The organism is Paracoccus mangrovi (assembly GCF_042648425.1).
GTDB lineage: Bacteria > Pseudomonadota > Alphaproteobacteria > Rhodobacterales > Rhodobacteraceae > Paracoccus > Paracoccus mangrovi.
Map to the genome: position 1 here is coordinate 124,991 of NZ_JBHRXJ010000008.1, position 17,056 is coordinate 142,046.

At 64.6% G+C, this 17,056-nt stretch carries 13 protein-coding genes and 1 other RNA gene; 5 read left to right on the forward strand and 9 right to left on the reverse strand.

From position 1 onward, the window contains the following. Positions 1-43: 43 nt before the first annotated feature. Both ACFOMH_RS12225 and ACFOMH_RS12230 read left to right on the forward strand, forming a co-directional pair. On the forward strand, positions 44-4,894 hold the full coding sequence (locus tag ACFOMH_RS12225) for a glycoside hydrolase family 99-like domain-containing protein (RefSeq protein WP_377744762.1): 4,851 nt from the start codon (positions 44-46) through the stop codon (positions 4,892-4,894). 61 nt (positions 4,895-4,955) lie between these two features. Continuing rightward, complete coding sequence (locus ACFOMH_RS12230) at positions 4,956-6,530, forward strand: alginate O-acetyltransferase AlgX-related protein (protein WP_377744763.1); 1,575 nt, start codon at positions 4,956-4,958, stop codon at positions 6,528-6,530. Between the two features lie 182 nt (positions 6,531-6,712). On the opposite strand, the gene rpmG is transcribed toward ACFOMH_RS12230, so the two are convergent. After that, positions 6,713-6,880 (reverse strand): 50S ribosomal protein L33, encoded by a 168-nt coding sequence (rpmG, locus tag ACFOMH_RS12235; RefSeq protein ID WP_011750518.1) that lies wholly within the window; start codon positions 6,878-6,880, stop codon positions 6,713-6,715. A gap of 84 nt (positions 6,881-6,964) precedes the next feature. After that, positions 6,965-7,642 (reverse strand): ArsR/SmtB family transcription factor, encoded by a 678-nt coding sequence (locus ACFOMH_RS12240; protein ID WP_377744765.1) that lies wholly within the window; start codon positions 7,640-7,642, stop codon positions 6,965-6,967. 59 nt (positions 7,643-7,701) lie between these two features. Between ACFOMH_RS12240 and ACFOMH_RS12245 the strand changes: the two genes are divergently transcribed. Next, the gene (locus ACFOMH_RS12245; protein ID WP_377744766.1) at positions 7,702-8,037 is read left to right on the forward strand and encodes an NIPSNAP family protein; all 336 of its coding nucleotides are present in this window, start codon (positions 7,702-7,704) and stop codon (positions 8,035-8,037) included. Further along, positions 8,034-8,366, forward strand: coding sequence for an antibiotic biosynthesis monooxygenase family protein (locus ACFOMH_RS12250; RefSeq protein WP_374424348.1), 333 nt, complete (start codon positions 8,034-8,036; stop codon positions 8,364-8,366). The genes ACFOMH_RS12245 and ACFOMH_RS12250 overlap by 4 nt, the downstream gene beginning before the upstream one ends. A gap of 4 nt (positions 8,367-8,370) precedes the next feature. Here the strand turns inward: ACFOMH_RS12250 and rnpB are convergent. Beyond that, positions 8,371-8,741: RNase P RNA component class A (gene rnpB, locus ACFOMH_RS12255), an RNA gene on the reverse strand. A gap of 34 nt (positions 8,742-8,775) precedes the next feature. Then, positions 8,776-9,147, reverse strand: coding sequence for a winged helix-turn-helix transcriptional regulator (locus ACFOMH_RS12260; RefSeq protein WP_377744768.1), 372 nt, complete (start codon positions 9,145-9,147; stop codon positions 8,776-8,778). An 84-nt stretch (positions 9,148-9,231) separates the two neighbouring features. On the opposite strand from ACFOMH_RS12260, the gene ACFOMH_RS12265 reads away from it, so the two are divergent. Continuing rightward, positions 9,232-10,086 (forward strand): SDR family oxidoreductase, encoded by an 855-nt coding sequence (locus ACFOMH_RS12265; RefSeq protein WP_377744769.1) that lies wholly within the window; start codon positions 9,232-9,234, stop codon positions 10,084-10,086. A 42-nt stretch (positions 10,087-10,128) separates the two neighbouring features. On the opposite strand, the gene ACFOMH_RS12270 is transcribed toward ACFOMH_RS12265, so the two are convergent. The 5 genes from ACFOMH_RS12270 to ACFOMH_RS12290 all read right to left on the reverse strand — a co-directional run bounded on the left by ACFOMH_RS12270 (position 10,129) and on the right by ACFOMH_RS12290 (position 16,903). After that, positions 10,129-12,537: an ATP-dependent helicase gene (locus tag ACFOMH_RS12270; RefSeq protein WP_377744771.1), complete on the reverse strand. Its 2,409-nt coding sequence runs from the start codon at positions 12,535-12,537 to the stop codon at positions 10,129-10,131. Between the two features lie 59 nt (positions 12,538-12,596). Continuing rightward, the gene (folE2, locus tag ACFOMH_RS12275; RefSeq protein ID WP_377744773.1) at positions 12,597-13,562 is read right to left on the reverse strand and encodes a GTP cyclohydrolase FolE2; all 966 of its coding nucleotides are present in this window, start codon (positions 13,560-13,562) and stop codon (positions 12,597-12,599) included. Between the two features lie 126 nt (positions 13,563-13,688). Continuing rightward, positions 13,689-14,864, reverse strand: a complete 1,176-nt coding sequence (gene metZ, locus ACFOMH_RS12280; RefSeq protein ID WP_377744776.1) for an O-succinylhomoserine sulfhydrylase — start codon at positions 14,862-14,864, stop codon at positions 13,689-13,691. Positions 14,865-14,930: 66 nt separating this feature from the next. After that, the gene (locus ACFOMH_RS12285; RefSeq protein WP_377744778.1) at positions 14,931-15,536 is read right to left on the reverse strand and encodes an inner membrane-spanning protein YciB; all 606 of its coding nucleotides are present in this window, start codon (positions 15,534-15,536) and stop codon (positions 14,931-14,933) included. A 152-nt stretch (positions 15,537-15,688) separates the two neighbouring features. Next, positions 15,689-16,903, reverse strand: coding sequence for a DUF1223 domain-containing protein (locus ACFOMH_RS12290; RefSeq protein ID WP_377744779.1), 1,215 nt, complete (start codon positions 16,901-16,903; stop codon positions 15,689-15,691). Positions 16,904-17,056: the final 153 nt, after the last annotated feature.

A 17,056-nucleotide genomic window follows, 5' to 3' on the forward strand; every position in this document is an offset into this window, starting at 1 on the left:
CAGAGAGATTAGCACCAACCCGTCCCGAGCCGCGAGAAATACAGTGTCCACAAAACGCCCCAAGACCCCGAAAAAGGTGAAAACCACGCGTCAGTGCCTTCTGGTTCTGGGGATGCACCGGTCCGGGACCAGCGTGGTGACACAGCTTCTCAGCATTGCCGGGGCAAAGCTGCCGGACGATTTGCTGGGCGCCAATCCGGGGAACGAATTCGGCCATTTCGAACCGAAATGGATGATCGAACGCGACGACAGGCTGTTGCAGGATCTTGGCAATTCCTGGGATGAATGGTCGCGCATCGATCTGGACGCCGCCCCGCGCGAGGTGGTTCGGGCCTATGTCGCCGATCTGGGCAATTTTGTCGCCCGGGAACGGGGCGACGCGGCGCTGATGGTGCTTAAGGAACCGCGCATATGCCGCATCCTGCCGCTGGTCTTGCAGGCGCTTGCCGCCGAAAAGACCGAGCCTCTGATCGTCATCCCCTATCGCAATCCGCTTGAGGTCGCGGGTTCGTTGCAGGCACGCGACAAGATGAGTCCGCGCGAAGGCGTGCTGCTGTGGCTGCGCCACCTGATCGACGCCGAACGCGACAGCCGCGGCTTCAAGCGCAGCTTTATCGCCTATGACGACCTGTTCGAGGACTGGCGCAAGTCATTCGCGCATCTGTCGGACGATCTGGGCATCGCATGGCCCAATGCCATCGACGATGTGGCCCCGCAGATCGACAAGGCCATCGTGCGCGACGCCCGCCACAATCGCTGGACCTATGAGGATCTGGGCGAAACCAGCTTTACCCACGGTCTTGCGCTGCGCGCCTTTGACGCCTGCAAGGCGTTTCACGCCGATCCGCAGGATGCCGGCGCCATGGCCCGGATGGACGCCATCGCCGCCCAGTTCGAAGAGCTGACCGAACTGACCCTGCCGGCGCTGCGCGACACCCGCCGCGCGCTGGCCGATATAAGCGTCCGCGCCGAGAAACAGCAATACGACAATGACGAACTCGAACGCCGCAACACCGAGCTGGCCCATAACCTCAAGGGGATCTGGGACCTGCATAATGTCGTGGGCGAGCTGAACAAGAAAAGCGACCTCTATATCAGCGACTTGCGTTCGCAGCTTGAGGAAAAAAAGCGCCAGACGGACAGCGCCATCGGCCGGCTGAACGCCTCGGAACAGGCGCTTCTGGACAGCGAGGCCGCGCGGGCGCGCGAAAAGACCCGGGCCGAGGCCCTGCAATCGCGGATGGACAGCCTGCGGGCCGAGGCGGAAAAGACCGCATCCCTGCTGCGGCTGGCCGAGGCCGAGATCAAGCGCGACCATGCCGAGCTTGAGCAGATGACCCAGCGCCTTGCCACGAGCGAGGGCAATTCCCAGAACCTGACCAAGGCGCTTGAGGAAAAGCGGATCGAGGCCGGCCATTACGCCCAGGGCGTTCAGGACCGTCTGGCCGAGATCGAAAACCTGACCACCATGCTGCGCGAAACCTATGCCAGCCGGTCCTGGCGAGTGACGCGGCCCTTGCGCTTTTTCGGCCGCGCGGTGCGCAAGGTGGCGCGCATCCTGCGCCGCATCGCCGCGATGATCGCCCTGCCGCTCTGGCGCATGCTGCCGATTTCGGCCAGCAAACGCATCCAGTTGAAAAACCGTATCTTTGCATCGGCGATGGGGCGGCGGCTGTTCGGGTCGACCGCGCTTTACCAGCAATGGCAGGCCTTGCAGGTGACGCGCTTCGAAAAGCCCGCCCCGGCCCCGGCCAAAAACGCCCGACCGGGGCAATCGGCCGACCGTTTCGGCGCCGCCGCGACCGATGCCGGCGCGGCGGGCCAGAGCGGCGACTGGGTGACGGTGGACACCGCCGATCATTTCGTGCCGCGCCGCGTGCAGACCGATCTGACCGATCCCAAGGCGCGGCTGATCGCGTTCTATCTGCCGCAATTCCACGCCATTCCCGAAAATGACGCCTGGTGGGGCAAGGGCTTTACCGAATGGACCAATGTGCGCCCCGCCCAGCCCATGTTCCCCGGCCATTATCAGCCGCATGAGCCCCTGGACCTGGGCTATTACGACCTGACCGACATCGCCGCCCAACAGCGCCAGATCGAGCTGGCCAAGCTTTATGGCGTCGGCGGTTTCTGTTTCTATTGGTATTGGTTCGGCGGCCAGCGCCTGTTGGAAAAACCGGTCGAGAACTGGCTGAACAATCCCGAACTGGATTTCCCGTTCTGCATCTGCTGGGCCAATGAAAACTGGACCCGGCGCTGGGATGGCAAGGATGCCGAGGTGCTGATGGGCCAAAACCATTCGCCCGAGGACGATCTGGGCTTTATCGCCGAACTGGCCCCCTATCTGCGCGATCCGCGCTATATCCGCATCGACGGAAAGCCGCTTGTGCTGGTCTATCGTCCCAGCCTGTTGCCCGATCCGGCCGCCACCGCCGGGCGCTGGCGCGACTGGTGCCGCAAGAACGGCATCGGCGAGATCTATCTGGCCTATACCCAGTCCTTTGAACTGGCCGACCCCAAAACCTATGATTTCGACGCGGCCATCGAATTCCCGCCCAACAATGCCTCGCCGACGGTGCTGACCGACCGGATCAAGGATCTGGACCCGGAATTCAACGGCATCGTCTATGACTGGAATTCCTATGTCGACCGCAGCCGCGACTATCCGCAGCCCGATTACCGGCTGATCCGCTCGGTCTGTCCGGCCTGGGACAATACCGCGCGGCGCAAGAAGGGCGGCGCGATATTCCTCAACAACACCCCCGAGGAATATGCGACCTGGCTGGGCAATGCGATCACCCGGACGCTGGCCGATGCGCCGACGCTGGATGAACGCATCATCTTCTGCAACGCCTGGAACGAATGGGCCGAGGGCGCGCATCTGGAACCCGACACCCGTTTCGGCTATGCATGGCTGGAAACCACGCGCAATGCGCTGGACCCGCGCGCGACCCCGAAACATGTCACGCTGATCGGCCATGACGCGCATCCGCATGGCGCGCAGTTCCTGCTTTTGAACCTTGCGCGCGCCTATCGTCAGGCCGGGCTGACGGTCAAGATCGTCCTGCTGGATGGCGGCCCCCTGATCGAGGACTACGCCAAGGTCGCGCAGCTGGTGCAGTTGCCCGACCCGATCCGTCAACGCGACGAGGCCCTGCGCATGCTGCGCGGCCTGCGCAATGAACATGCCGAGGTGGCGATCGCCAACACCACCGTTTCGGGCAGCGTGGTGCCGCTGTTGCAAGAGGCCGGCTATAGCCCGGTCGCGCTGATCCATGAAATGCGCTCGGTCTATGCGCAGATGGATCTGGGCCGGCAGATGCGCGATCTGGCCGATGCCGGCGTCCCGACGATTTTCCCCGCCAGCATCGTCAACACCCAGTTCGAAGAGGCCCTTGGGCGCAATCTGAGACAGTCGATGATCCGGCCGCAGGGGATGTATCTGAACCCCGCCCCGCGCGACGCCGCCGACCGCGCCGCGCTGCGTGCCGAATTCGGCATTGCCGGGGATGCCCCCCTGCTTCTGGGCGTGGGCTATGTGGACCGTCGCAAGGGGGCCGATCTTTTCCTGCGCGCGCTTGCCGAAATGCGCGCGGCGGGCCTGCCGGCCGAGGCGATCTGGATCGGCCATGCCGATCGCGACGAGATGCCCCGCGTTCAGGCCTTGGCCGAAAAGCTGGGCGTGGCCCAACATGTCCGCTTTCCGGGGCGGCGCGACGATCCCGCGCGTTTCTATGCCGCCGCCGACATGTTCCTTTTGACCTCGCGCGAGGATCCCTATCCCTCGGTCGTGCTCGAGGCGATGGCGGCCGAACTGCCGGTGGTGATGTTCGCCGGTGCGACCGGCTCGGAGGATCTGGCCCGGCAGGGGCTGGCCCTGACCGTCCCGGCCGAGGATGCCGCCGCCATGGGCCGCGCCGCCGCCGCGCTTTTGGCCGATGCCGAGGGGCGCGCGGCGATGGTGGCCAAGGCCGCCCGCCATATCGCGGAAAATACCAGCTTTACCGATTATGCCTTTGACCTGTTGACGCTGGCGGGCAAGCCGGTGCCGCGCATCTCGGTCATCGTGCCCAGCTATAATTACGAAAAATACATCCGCGAACGCATCGAAAGCGTGGCGGCGCAGGACATGCCGATCCTGGAAATCATCGTGCTGGACGATTGCTCGACCGATCGCAGCCCGGAGATCATCGCCGAACTGACCGCAAGCAGCCCCGCCCCGATCCGCTTTGTCCCCAATGAGACCAATTCCGGCAATGTCTTCCGGCAATGGCAAAAGGGGCTTGGGCTGGCGCGCGGGGACTATATCTGGATCGCCGAGGCCGACGATCTGGCCGCGCCCGATTTCCTGTCGACCGTCATGCGCGGCTTCGAGGCACCAGGGGTCGTTCTGTCCTATTGCGAATCCGTCCAGATCGACGGCGACGACAATCCGCTTGCCCCCGATTACCGCTATTACACCGACCCGGTCGCGCCGGGGAAATGGGACGCCAACTATGTCAATCCCGGCAAGGCCGAGATCGCGCAGGCGCTCTATCTGAAAAACACGATCCTGAACGCCTCGGCGGTGGTGATGCGGGCGGACGCGCTGCGCGACGTCTTTGAAACCCACCGCACCGAGATCGAGGGCCTGCGCTTTGCCGGCGACTGGGCGGTCTATCTGAACCTGCTGGCGCGGGGCGACATCGCCTATTCGGCACTGTCGCGCAACTATCACCGCCGCCATCAATCCAGCGTCACCATCTCGAACTTCAACCAGCAACAGCTGGATGAAATCGGCGCCATGCAAAAAAAGGCGGCCCGTCTGGTCCCGCTGGACAGCGCGAAACAGCGCCGCGCCAGCGACTATCTGGACGAATTGCGGGTGCAGTTCGGGTTGAAAAAAGCGGGCTGACCGAGTGACACCAAAGCTGCCCCCGGCCGTCACCGGGCCGGACGCGCATAAAGGACAGGACATGCAGTTCCAGCAGGCATTCATCATCGGCTATCCCCATGCCGGCGCAAGCATTCTTCAGGCGGTTCTGAATGCCGAGCCCGGCATCTGCATCCGGGGCGAAAATGCCGGCACGATGGTGAAGCTGGTCCAGATCGCCAGCGATCTGGAGGCGCTCAAACATGCGCACCAACAGCCCCAGCCGCCGCATGCGCCCTTTTACGGCGTGTCGGACATGCGGGTTCAAGCCTATGTCGATCAGCTGTTCAGCGGGTTCAGGGACCATCTGCTGCGCCCCGATCCCGATGCGCGGATCTGGGGCTTTGCCGATACGCAGCACCTGATGCCCTATCCGCAGCTGGTGGCCTATTGCAATTACCTGCGCCGCCGCTTCCCCGAGGCGCTGCTGGTCTTTGCGACCCGCGACAATACCGCCGCGCAGGCCGCGAACCGGGCGGCAAAATCGCCCGAAGCGGATCCCGCGCTGTTGGCCCGCGCCAAGAACCAGTTCGAAACCTATGCCGCCGCGCATCCCGAGCGCTGTCTCGTCCTGCAATATGAGGATTACGTTGCCGATCCGGCCGTGCTGCGTCCGCTTTACGAACGGCTGGGGCTGGATGCCGATACCCTGATTGCGGGCAGCACCCCCACCGAGGCCCTGTCGCGGGCCGAGGCGGCGCGGGCGGGCGTGCCCAATCCGCCGCCGCTGGGCCTGATCGAGAACGGCGCCCTGTCCGGCAGGAATGGCTGGCTGTTTCTGTGGGACGGCTCGAACGAGGTGCATCGCTATTATACCGAGCCGGATTTCTTTACCGATGCCGACACACAGGGCTGGGTCGATCTGCTGACCTCGCGGCGCGACCGTCTGGCGTCGCTTGGCGCGCGCTACCGGCATATGACCGTGCCCGACAAACTGACGCTTTATCCCGATCAGGTCGGCCGGCCCCTGCCCCATGCCGACCGCCACCCGGCCGGGCTGGTCGCGGCGCGCCTGCCGGGGGACGGGCTGAATGTCGATATCAAGGCCGCCATGCTTGAGACGGCAAAGCAGGCGGCAACCTATCGCCGCACGGACACCCACTGGACGTTCGAGGGCTGCCAGACCGGCTATCACCGGCTGTGTCAGGCGCTTGGCGTCACCCCCCAGGACTTTTCCGACCGCAAGAGCGGCAGCCGGTCGATGGTCATGGATCTGGGCAATAAATTCACCCCCCAGGTCCTGGAAGAGGCGCATTTCACCCCGCTTATGCGCGATTCCCGCCGCGTATCGGTCAATGCCCAGATCCGCTTTAACGAAGAAACCGGCTTTGCCGAGGGCAAGCCGCGTTTCGTCGGCTGCTATATGCATATGCAGAACGACCGCCCCGACGCGCGGCCCGAAACGGTGATGCTGTTTGGCGATTCCTTCAGCGAGTTCCGCCCGCACCAGCTGACGGCGATGCTGTCGGAAACCTTTCGCAATGTGCATTTCATCTGGTCGACCGGTCTGGACTGGAATCTGATCGAACGGATCCGGCCCAATATCGTGATCACCGAGATCGCCGAACGCTTCATGAGCACGCTGCCCAAGGACGATCTGAACGTCTCGCTGGACTGAGCCAAAGCCCGAACCGCCCAAACCCGCACCCGCCCGCGCATTTGCCACGCATGCGCGGGCGGGTTGCGTTTTGCGGCCCCGCATGCCCGTCCTTGGCACGGGGTGCCAGATGCGCCACCCGAAACGCAAGAACCGCGCCCTTTGCGAGGCGCGGTTCTCGTTTAGGTCAGGTCAGGCAGATCTTACTTGATCTTGCCTTCCTTGTACTCGACATGCTTGCGCACAACCGGGTCATACTTGTTGACCGTCATCTTTTCGGTCATCGTGCGGGCATTCTTTTTGGTGACATAGAAATGCCCGGTCCCGGCCGTCGAGTTCAGACGGATCTTGATCGTCGTCGGCTTCGCCATCTTGCTTGCTCCTGCTTCGGCGGCACCGGACGGCCCACCGTGGAAACTCTTGAAGCCCGCCTTTTAGCGACCCGGCGCCCGGTGTCAACCGGAAAACATGGCGCGAAATTGCCTTTCCCCTTCGGGGGAAAAGCGGATGACGCGGCTGTCCGGGTCGCGCCGGGCCCAGCCCAGGCCGGTCAGCCGCGCCAACATGGCCCGGCCCAGATGCCCGGCCAAATGGGATCGCCGCTCGCTCCAATCCAGGCATTCGCGGCAGAGGGGCGCGCGCGACCTTCCGCCCGGTTCGACCTGTAAAAAGCCGCGCGCGAAATCCCGGCCGGCATCGGTCAGCGTGATCGCATCGTCCATGCGGCACAGATACCCCCGCGCCAGCATCGATTCGAACATCGTCGTGCCCATTTCGCCGGCCAGATGGTCGTAACAGACCCGCGCGCGCCGCATCGCCGGGTCACGCGGCCCGGGACGGCGGCGCAGATGTCCCGCCCCCGCCGCAAGCCCCATCAGCGATTCAAGCAGCGCCGCGACCTCGGCCGAGGCCAGCTGATGATAACGGTGGCACCCCTGCTTGCGCTGTCGGATCAACCCGCCCTCGGCCAGCCGCGCCAGATGCGAGCTGGCGGTTTGCGCGGTGACGCCCGCCTCTTGCACAAGCTCGGATGCGGTCAGCGCACGTCCGCCCATCAGCGCCGTCAGCATATTGGCACGGGCGGGATCGCCGATCAGCGCGGCGACGCGGGCAATGTCGGGGCCATCTTTCATGCTTCGACCCTAGTCGAAGCATATAGAGCGATCAAATTCCCTAGAATGAAGTCGCAAGAATGAGGGAACCCACGCTGACCTGTATCATCCGCTATCACATCGACCCCACGAAAAAGACCCAGTTTCAGCAATATACCCGCAACTGGGGACAGGCGATCCCGCGTTGCGGCGCCGATCTGATCGGCTATTTCGCCCCGCATGAGGGGTCATCGACGCTGGCCTATGGCATCTATCACATCCCCGGCCTTGCCGAATACGAGGCCTATCGCACCCGGCTGGCCGATGATCCGCTGGGCCGCGAGAATTATGCCTTTGCGCAGCGCGAGAAATTCCTGCTGCGCGAGGACCGCACCTTTCTTAAACTGGCCTCGGCCCCGCATGGGGCGGCGACATGATCGCGGTCATCTTTGAATTGCAGCCCGACCGACCGGATCATTACCCCGAACTGGCCGAGGCCTTGCAGGCCCAATTGCGGCGCATTCCCGGCCATATCTCGGTCGAGCGCTTTGAAAGCCTTTCGTCACCGGGGAAATACCTGTCCCTGTCCTTTTTCACCGATGAGGATGCGGTCGCGCAATGGCGCGATCTCTGGGGGCATCGCGCGGCACGGGCGCAGGCCGGGACCCTGGGCGCATACCGGCTGCGGCTGGCCTATGTCGGCCATGATTACGGCACGCCCCGGCCCGCCGGCACGCAGGCGACCGGTGGGACGGCTCTGGAATGACGAAACGCGCGGATGGCCTGTAAGCCGGATTTTGTTCCGGGGTCGCCCCCTTCGATGACCATTCCTCTGGCCCCGCCATTGCTGACGGGATCTAGCTGCCAACCCGGACCTTCTGGGGCGAAAGCAGCCCTGCCTTGCGGCGCGAGGTCCCTATTCGGCATTGCTCCCGGTGGGGCTTGCCTTGCCGGGCCTGTTACCAGCCCCGCGGTGGGCTCTTACCCCACCGTTTCACCCTTACCCATGGCCTGCATGGGCGGTCTCATCTCTGTGGCGCTTTCCCTGGGGTTGCCCCCGCCGGGCGTTACCCGGCACCGTGCCTTCATGGAGTCCGGACTTTCCTCGACGATTGCTCGCCGCGGTCATCCGGCCATCCGCGCAAGCGCGCTGATAAGGCCGCGCCCCGCGCGGGTCAAGCATCCCGCGCCCAGCCGCGCGCGATCTGCGGCAGCGCATCCTCGATCCAGTCCAGCAACGCGTCGACGCGGGCCGCAGCCTCCTGCCCCATCGCGGTCAACTCATATTCGACATGCGGCGGCACGGTCTGGAAGTCGCGCCGCAGCACCATGCCGTCGGCCTCAAGCCCTTGCAGCGTCTGGGCCAGCATGCGTTCGCTGACGCCGCCAATGGCCTTGCGCAGGCCGCTGAACCGTTGCGGGCCATGGGCGAGCACCCGCAGCACCAGCATGCCCCAGCGCCCCGTCAGCCGCCGCAGCACATCGCGCGACGGACAGGCCGCCGCCAGCAGATTGCCTTTTTCGGGGGCGCCGAAAGTTTTTTCCATACTTACATTTCCGTCAGTACTTACTATTCGTAAGTTAAGCCTGTATCTCCGGCGTCACAAGAGTGATTGAACAAGGAAAGAGCAATGACCATCGCCATCACCGGGGCCACCGGCCAATTGGGCCGCCTGACCATCGCCGCGCTGAAATCGCGCCTGCCCGCCAACCAGATCGCCGACCAGATCGTCGCGCTGGCCCGCAGCCCGGAAAAGGCCGGCGATCTGGGCGTGACGGTCCGTGCCTTTGATTATGCGCAGCCCGAAACGCTGGCTCCGGCGCTGTCCGGGGTCAAAAAGCTTTTGCTGATTTCGGGCAATGAGATCGGAAGCCGCACCGCCCAGCACCGCGCGGTGATCGCGGCGGCCAAGGCGGCGGGCGTCGGGGAAATCGTCTATACGAGCCTCTTGCATGCCGACCGTTCGCCCCTGTCGCTGGCCGGCGAACATGTCGAGACCGAGGCCATGCTGGCCGCGTCCGGCATCCCCCACACCATCCTGCGCAATGGCTGGTATGCCGAGAATTATACCGGCGCGATCCCCTCGGCGCTGGAGCATGGCGCGTTGATCGGGGCGGCGGGCAATGGCCGCATCTCGGGCGCCGCGCGCGCCGATTATGCCGAGGCCGCCGCCCGGGTGCTGACCGGGACGGATCACGCCGGCCGGACCTATGAGCTGGCGGCGGACGATGCCTGGACGCTGGGCGATCTGGCCGCCGAAATCTCTGCGCAAACGGGCCGCGACATCCCCTATCGCAACCTGTCCGTGGCGGACTATGCGGCGGCACTTGTCGGGGCGGGACTGCCGCAGGACCTATCCGAGGCGATTGCCGGCTGGGACGCGGATGCGGCACAGGGGGCGCTGTTTGACGATGGCCGCGCGCTGTCGCGGCTGATCGGGCGTCCGACCACGCCGCTGGCGGATGTGGTCCGGGCCGCGCTGTAAATCGGAACGCCCGATCGGGGCGACCCGATCAGAACGGCCCGATCAGAACGGCACATCGTCCAGACTGTCACCAACCTCCGAGGCGGGCTGCACATAGCCCGCCTTGATCGTCTTGAAGCCGGTCGGAAATTCGACGGTCAGCGTATCCTCGGCGATGCCCATGATCGTGCCATTGCCGAATTTCTGGTGAAAGACCCGGTCGCCCACGGCAAAGCTGGCCGCCGGCTCGGCATCGATGGTGACCGGCACGCGCGGCTTGACCTGCGGGCGCGCATTGCCGCGCTCCTGCATCCGCTTCCAGCCGGGCGAATTATAGACATCGGCCCGCGCGGCACGGTCATGCATGCCCGATTGCGCAAAGGGCTGCTGGGCAAAGGATTGCGCCGCCGCGCCATAGCCGCCGCCGTAAAGGCCCGGCGGGGTCAGCACGTCGACATGTTCCTCGGGCAGCTCGTCGATAAAGCGCGAGGGCAAGGACGACTGCCATTGCCCATACATGCGGCGGTTGCCGGCAAAGCTGATCGTCACCAGCTCCTCGCCGCGGGTGATGCCGACATAGGCAAGGCGGCGCTCTTCCTCGAGGCCCTTCATGCCGGTTTCGTCCATGCTGCGCTGGCTGGGGAACAGGCCGTCCTCCCAGCCGGGCAGAAAGACGATGGGATATTCCAGCCCCTTGGCGGCATGCAGCGTCATGATACTGACCTGATCGGTCTGCTCGGCCTTGTCGGTGTCCATGACCAGCGCGACATGTTCCAGAAAACCCTGAAGGTTATCAAATTCTTCCAGCGCCTTTATCAACTCCTTCAAGTTGTCCAGCCGGCCCGGCGCATCGGGGGATTTGTCGTTCTGCCACATGGCGGTATAGCCGGATTCGTCCAGGATCCGTTCCGCCAGTTCGACATGGTTCACCGCCGGGTCGATGGCATCGGCATGCCAGCGCCCCATGCCCTCGGTGAACTGCCTGAGCGCCCCGGCCGCCTTGCCGCCAAGCCCGCCCGTGGCCACGACGGATGCCGCACCTTCCAGAAGCGACAGGCCCCGGCCCCGCGCCTCGGCCTGAATGGTCTGCACGGCCTTGTCGCCAAGGCCCCGCTTGGGCGTGTTCACGATCCGCTCGAACGCCAGATCGTCGGCCGGGCTGACCGCCAGCCGGAAATAGGCCATGGCGTCGCGGATTTCCTGTCGTTCATAGAAACGCGGGCCGCCGATGACCCGATAAGGCAGGCCGATGGTCAGGAAACGGTCCTCAAAGGCGCGCATCTGGTGGCTGGCGCGCACGAGGATGGCAATGTCGTTGAGGTTGCGGCGGCCGATGGCATGGCGGTGACCGCCCTGAAACGCCTCGATTTCCTCGCCGATCCAGCGCGCCTCGGCCTCGCTGTCCCAATGCCCGATCAGGCGCAGCTGCTCGCCGCCCTCGGCCTCGGTCCACAAGGTCTTGCCCAGCCGCCCCTTGTTCGACGCGATCAGCCCCGAGGCCGCGGCAAGGATATGCGGGGTCGAGCGGTAATTCTGTTCCAGCCGGATCACCCGCGCGCCGGGAAAGTCGGTCTCGAACCGCAGGATGTTGCCGACCTCGGCCCCGCGCCAGCCATAGATCGACTGATCGTCATCGCCCACACAGCAGATATTGCGATGCGCCTGCGCCAAAAGCCGCAGCCACATATATTGGGCGGTATTGGTGTCCTGATACTCGTCCACCAGAATATAGCGGAACCGGTCCTGCCATTGTTTCAGCACATCGGGATGCGCCTGAAACAGCGTGACGCAATGCATCAACAGATCGCCGAAATCGACGGCGTTCAGTTCCAGAAGCCGCCGCTGATAGGCCGCGTAAAGCCGCCCGCCCCAGCCGTCAAAGGCGCGCTCCTCGCCCTTGGGCAGGCGCGCGGGCGTCAGGCAGCGGTTCTTCCAGGCGTCGATCAGATGCGCAAGCTGACGCGCGGGCCAGCGTTTTTCGTCCAGATTCTCGGCCAGGATCAGCTGTTTCATCAGCCGGATCTGGTCGTCGGTGTCCAGAATGGTGAAGCTGGGTTTCAGGTGCAGTTCGCCATCGCCGATCAGCTCGGCATGGCGGCGCAGGATCTTGACGCTGATCGAATGGAACGTGCCCAGCCACGGCATCCCCTCGACCGCCTCGCCCATCAGCCGGCCGATGCGGTCCTTCATCTCGCGCGCGGCCTTGTTGGTAAAGGTCACGGCCAGGATCTGTCCCGGACGCGCACGGCCCAGCGTGATCAGATGCGCGATGCGCGTGGTCAGCGCCCGCGTCTTGCCGGTGCCCGCCCCCGCCAGCAGCAGGACGGGACCGTCCAGAACCTCGACCGCCTCGCGCTGCGCGGCGTTCAGACCGTCCAGATAAGGCACGGCCCGCGCCCCCATGGCGCGCTGCGACAGCGGCACGGGGGCCGCTGCGGCCTGAAAGGCGTCGGATTCGTCGAAATCGCTCATACCGGGAACATAGCCTGTCCCGAAGCTTGGGGAAAGCCCATGTTCACGCCTTGTTCACATTACGCCCGCAGCCCGGCAAAGATCGCCGGGTCAAGGCTGGCCTGCGCAAAGGTCGGGCCGTCGGTCAGCACCGATACCGCATCATGGGAATGCAGTGATTCCTGATGGCTGGCGGTGACGCGGAAATCGCCGATGCGCGGCTCGGCCATCAGCTCGGCGGCAAAGGCACGCACGGCATCCTCGACAAAGATCGGGTTCGCGGCGTTTAGTTCGGCAAAGGCCTGTTCGTCCTCGCGCTTGACCATGACCTGGGTTTCGGTCGGAACGGCGCGGCGGCAAAGCGCGATCGCGTCTTCGAACCACAGCGTATCGCCTTGGGTTACCATGGAAATCCGCGCGATGGACCGCTGTGAATGCGGCGTCGCAAGCTGGCCGCGCATCTGGCGGGCATGTTCGGACAATTCCAGCGAACAGGGACAGGTCGAGCTATAGACATAATCGACATGCATGATCCGCAACCGCTGTCCGGCGCGTTCCACCAGTTCCAGCGCGATATCGTAATATTGCCAGCCGCTAAGGCCCGAACGCAGCGACGCGACCCGCATCGGATAGGACAGCCGCATCTGGATGCGCGCGTCCAGACTGTCCAGATCGGATTTGTAATCGTCCAGCGCCGCCTCAAGCACCCCCATCGAGAACCGCTTTTCGGCATGGGCATAAAAGCTGCGCATGATGCGGCTCATATTGATGCCCTTGCGGTCGGCCTCAAGGCTGACGGTGCCGGTCACGCTGGTTTCCAGCACGGTCTCGCCACCTTCGCGGGTCTGATAGCGGATCGGCAGCCGGAAATTCGAAATGCCGACATGCTGGATCGGCGCGCGGGCGCCCACGATCAGGCTGGCCGGGCCGTTCTGAAGATCCGGCAGGCCGGCCTTATAGGCGTCATCGACACGGAAATCGGCCGGATATTCGCGCGACAGCGCCGGATAGGCGCGCTGGGTGTCGATGGGACGGGACTCGGTCATGGGCGTCCTCCTTGGCGGGTCGGGCTTGACAGGTCGGGGTCCATATCTGGGGACTGGCGCGCCAAATGCAAAGGGGCGCCCGGCAGGAACCGGGCCGCCCCGGATCAGGCCCCGATCAGGCCCCGATCAGGCCATGGCCTGCCGGAAATCGGCGATCAGATCGCCCGGATGCTCGATCCCCACCGACAGGCGCAACAGGCCCGGCGTGATGCCAAGCCCGGCGCGGACCTCGTCCGACAGGCGCTGATGGGTGGTCGTCGCCGGGTGGGTGACGATCGATTTCGCATCGCCCAGATTGTTCGAGATCTGAAAGATCCGCATGCGGTTCATCGCGGCAAAGGCCGCATCCTTGCTGCCCAGATCGACCGCGACCATGGTGCCGCCCGCGCCGCCCATCTGGCGCATGGCCAGATCATATTGCGGGTGGCTGGGCAGGCCCGGATAGATGACGCGGGTCAGCCGGTTATCGCCTTCGAGCGCGGTGGCCAGTTCCAGCGCGCCTTGGGTCTGGGCGCGCACACGCAAATCCAACGTGTTCAACCCGCCCAGCATCATCCACGCGTTAAAGGGGCTGATCGCGCCGCCGGTATGTTTCAGATAGGGCTCGGCCACCTCGCGCACGAACTGACGCGTGCCGCAGATGACGCCCCCCAGACAGCGGCCCGAGCCGTCGATATGCTTGGTCGCCGAATAGACGACGACATCGGCGCCCTGTTCGATGGCGCGTGAATAGACCGGGGTGGTAAAGACATTGTCGACCACGACCAGCGCGCCGACGGCATGGGCAAGCTTGGCGACCGCCTCGATATCGACGATTTCCAGCGTCGGGTTCGACATGGTCTCAAAGAAGACGGCCTTGGTGTCGGGACGGATCGCGGCCTGCCATTGCGCCAGATCGGTGCCGTCGACGTAAGACACCTGAACCCCGAAACGCACCAGCACGTCCAGAACGTAAAGGCAGGACCCGAAAAGCGCCTTTGCCGAAACGATATGATCGCCGGGCTTCAGAAAACACATCAACGCCCCATTCACCGCCGCCATGCCGCTTGCGGTGGCGAATGCGTCCTCGGCCCCTTCCAGATCGGCGATGCGATCCTCGAACATGCGCGAGGTGGGGTTGCCGTAACGCGCATAGATGAATTCGTCGGGGCCGGAATGGATAAAGCGGGCCTCGGCCTGTTCGGCGCTGTCATAGGAAAAGCCCTGCGTCATGAACAGCGCCTCGGCCATCTCGCCATACTGGCTGCGACGGATGCCGTGATGGACGGCGCGGGTGCGCGGATGCAGGCTTTTCTCGGACATGGACAGACTCCTTGCGTCAGATGGTCCGGTTACCTTCCCCCGGGGCGTGAGGCAAGCTTTACGCCGTCATTCGCCGTCGCGCGGCGAGGCGTAGCGTTCAAAAAGCTTTGAATTGGCGACAAAGAACACCACCATGATCGCCGGCAGGCCGAAGGTCTTGAAGTTGACCCATGCGGTTTCCGACATCATCCGCCAGACGATTTCATTGGCGATGGCAAGGCCCAGAAACAAAAGCACCATGCGGATGGTCAGAATGCGCCAGCCCTCGGGCTGCATGGGCAGCTTTTTGGCCATCACCAGTTCCAGCCAATTGCGGTCCCGGATCAGGCCGAAACCCAGAAGCGCCGCGAAAATCAGGTAGATGATCGTCGGCTTCATCTTGAAGAAGGCGGGATCGTTCAACCAGACCGACAGCCCGCCAAAGACCACGACCAGCACCAATGTCACGATCTGCATCGGCGCAAGCTTGCCCGTCAGCTTCCACAGCAACAGGGTCGAGATCACGATCACCGGGATAAAGGCCAGCGTGGCGACGATAAAGCCGGAATATTCCGTCCCCGCGATCATCACCTGCTGGTCCTTGAACCACCGGAAAATGACGAAAAACAGGATCAGCGGCCCGAATTCCAGCCCGGCGCTGAGCCAGGGGTTGATCTTGCGGGGTTCGGTCATCGGGGTCTCCGGCAATGTCGGTTCCTGTGCGGCATCTGTTCGGTGGCGGCATGCGCCTGAACGCCTGTTCTTTTCGCCCAGCCCGGCCATCAGGGCAAGCGGCGAGGTCGCGCGGGTGGGCTGGCGGGGGTCTGGCGGGGGTCTGGCGGGGATTAATCCAGCCGGATCGCCGCCAGAACCGGGCCGTTGGCGGCATTGCTGCGGTCATCCATGTCTTGGACCAGAATGGCGTGGCGGGTATCGTTGGGAAAGGCGCCATTATTGCCCAGGCCGCGCGCGCCGGGCCGCACCGTCATCCCCAGAGGCCCGCGGCCGTCCCATTCGGCGATCCGCTCGGCCGCCAGCACGATATTGCGGTATTCGACCTTCACGCCGCGATTCTCGCCGGCCTTGATGGCGACGCTGCGGCTGGGCGCATAACGCACCAGAATGATCGCGACCCGGCCCGGGATCGGCGCGCGCGGCGTCAGCTCGATCCGGTAGCCCCCTTCAAGCTGGCGCGAGGACACCATCACCTCGGCCGGGCGCGCCATCTGGGCCTGCAACAGCGCCATCAATTCGGCCGGACGCAGCGCGATCAGCGTGTCGCGCCCGCCCACGATCACCTGCGGGGTATAGATCGCGCGTTCGCCCCAGGCATGGGCATAGGCCTGTTGGCGGCGGGTGAACTGGGGCTGGGCGAATTGATCCTTCCAGCCCAGATAGTCCCAGTAATCGACATGCCATGACAGCGCCAGAACATCGTCGCGATCGGCCAGATCGGCCAGCATCTCGTCGGCGGGCGGACAGGACGAACAGCCCTGCGATGTGAACAGCTCGACCACCACCGGCGGCAGGCCGATGGGGCCGATCATGCGCGCGCGGGGCTGTACCTGGGCAAAAGAGGCCATGCCGGGGCCGCCCGCCGCATCGGGATACGGGCTGTCGGGAAAGCTGCCCGGCGCGATCAGCGCGCCGTCAAGACCAGAGCCGTCCTCGGGCGCCTCGATCAGGCCGACGATACCGTCATCCTCGACCGTCTCGGTAACCAGCCCCCCGGTCGCCGACGGGTCCGACGACCCGGCGCCATCGCCGGCCCCCGTATCCGTTCCGGCAATTTCTGAATCGCGCAGGCCCGGATCCGCCGGCCCCGGATCGCCGGGCGACGCCTCGTCGCCGTAGCCCGTGCCGTAACCCGCGCTGTCGCCATAGCCCGCGCCACCATCGGCATCATCGCCATAACCGCCATCCGTGGCGGCATCGCCCATACCCCCGTCCATCCCGTCCTGAGCCAAGGCCGCGCCGCCCGCGCCCATCAAGATCAGCCACGCGGCCATGGCCAGCGGCAGAAATCCCTTGCCCCTGCGAATCCGTACCGCATGGTTCAAATTGATCTCTGCTGCCGCCATATCTCTGCCATTCCCGGTGTTTCGCGCTAGCCCTCAGGTAAACCGGCACGCCCAACCCGACAAATCAAGGCTTTGTTAGCGACGCGTTCCCCGATTGCGACCGTGGCGCGAAACCCACATCTTGCAGTCGCA

Bases quoted from the DNA above. Each gene is read 5' to 3' on its own strand.
- ACFOMH_RS12230 (WP_377744763.1), top strand. From the start codon at position 4,956: ATGCAGTTCCAGCAGGCATTCATCATCGGCTATCCCCATGCCGGCGCA.
- rpmG (WP_011750518.1), bottom strand. From the start codon at position 6,880: ATGGCGAAGCCGACGACGATCAAGATCCGTCTGAACTCGACGGCCGGG.
- ACFOMH_RS12240 (WP_377744765.1), bottom strand. From the start codon at position 7,642: ATGAAAGATGGCCCCGACATTGCCCGCGTCGCCGCGCTGATCGGCGAT.
- ACFOMH_RS12245 (WP_377744766.1), top strand. From the start codon at position 7,702: ATGAGGGAACCCACGCTGACCTGTATCATCCGCTATCACATCGACCCC.
- ACFOMH_RS12250 (WP_374424348.1), top strand. From the start codon at position 8,034: ATGATCGCGGTCATCTTTGAATTGCAGCCCGACCGACCGGATCATTAC.
- ACFOMH_RS12260 (WP_377744768.1), bottom strand. From the start codon at position 9,147: ATGGAAAAAACTTTCGGCGCCCCCGAAAAAGGCAATCTGCTGGCGGCG.
- ACFOMH_RS12265 (WP_377744769.1), top strand. From the start codon at position 9,232: ATGACCATCGCCATCACCGGGGCCACCGGCCAATTGGGCCGCCTGACC.
- ACFOMH_RS12270 (WP_377744771.1), bottom strand. From the start codon at position 12,537: ATGAGCGATTTCGACGAATCCGACGCCTTTCAGGCCGCAGCGGCCCCC.
- folE2 (WP_377744773.1), bottom strand. From the start codon at position 13,562: ATGACCGAGTCCCGTCCCATCGACACCCAGCGCGCCTATCCGGCGCTG.
- metZ (WP_377744776.1), bottom strand. From the start codon at position 14,864: ATGTCCGAGAAAAGCCTGCATCCGCGCACCCGCGCCGTCCATCACGGC.
- ACFOMH_RS12285 (WP_377744778.1), bottom strand. From the start codon at position 15,536: ATGACCGAACCCCGCAAGATCAACCCCTGGCTCAGCGCCGGGCTGGAA.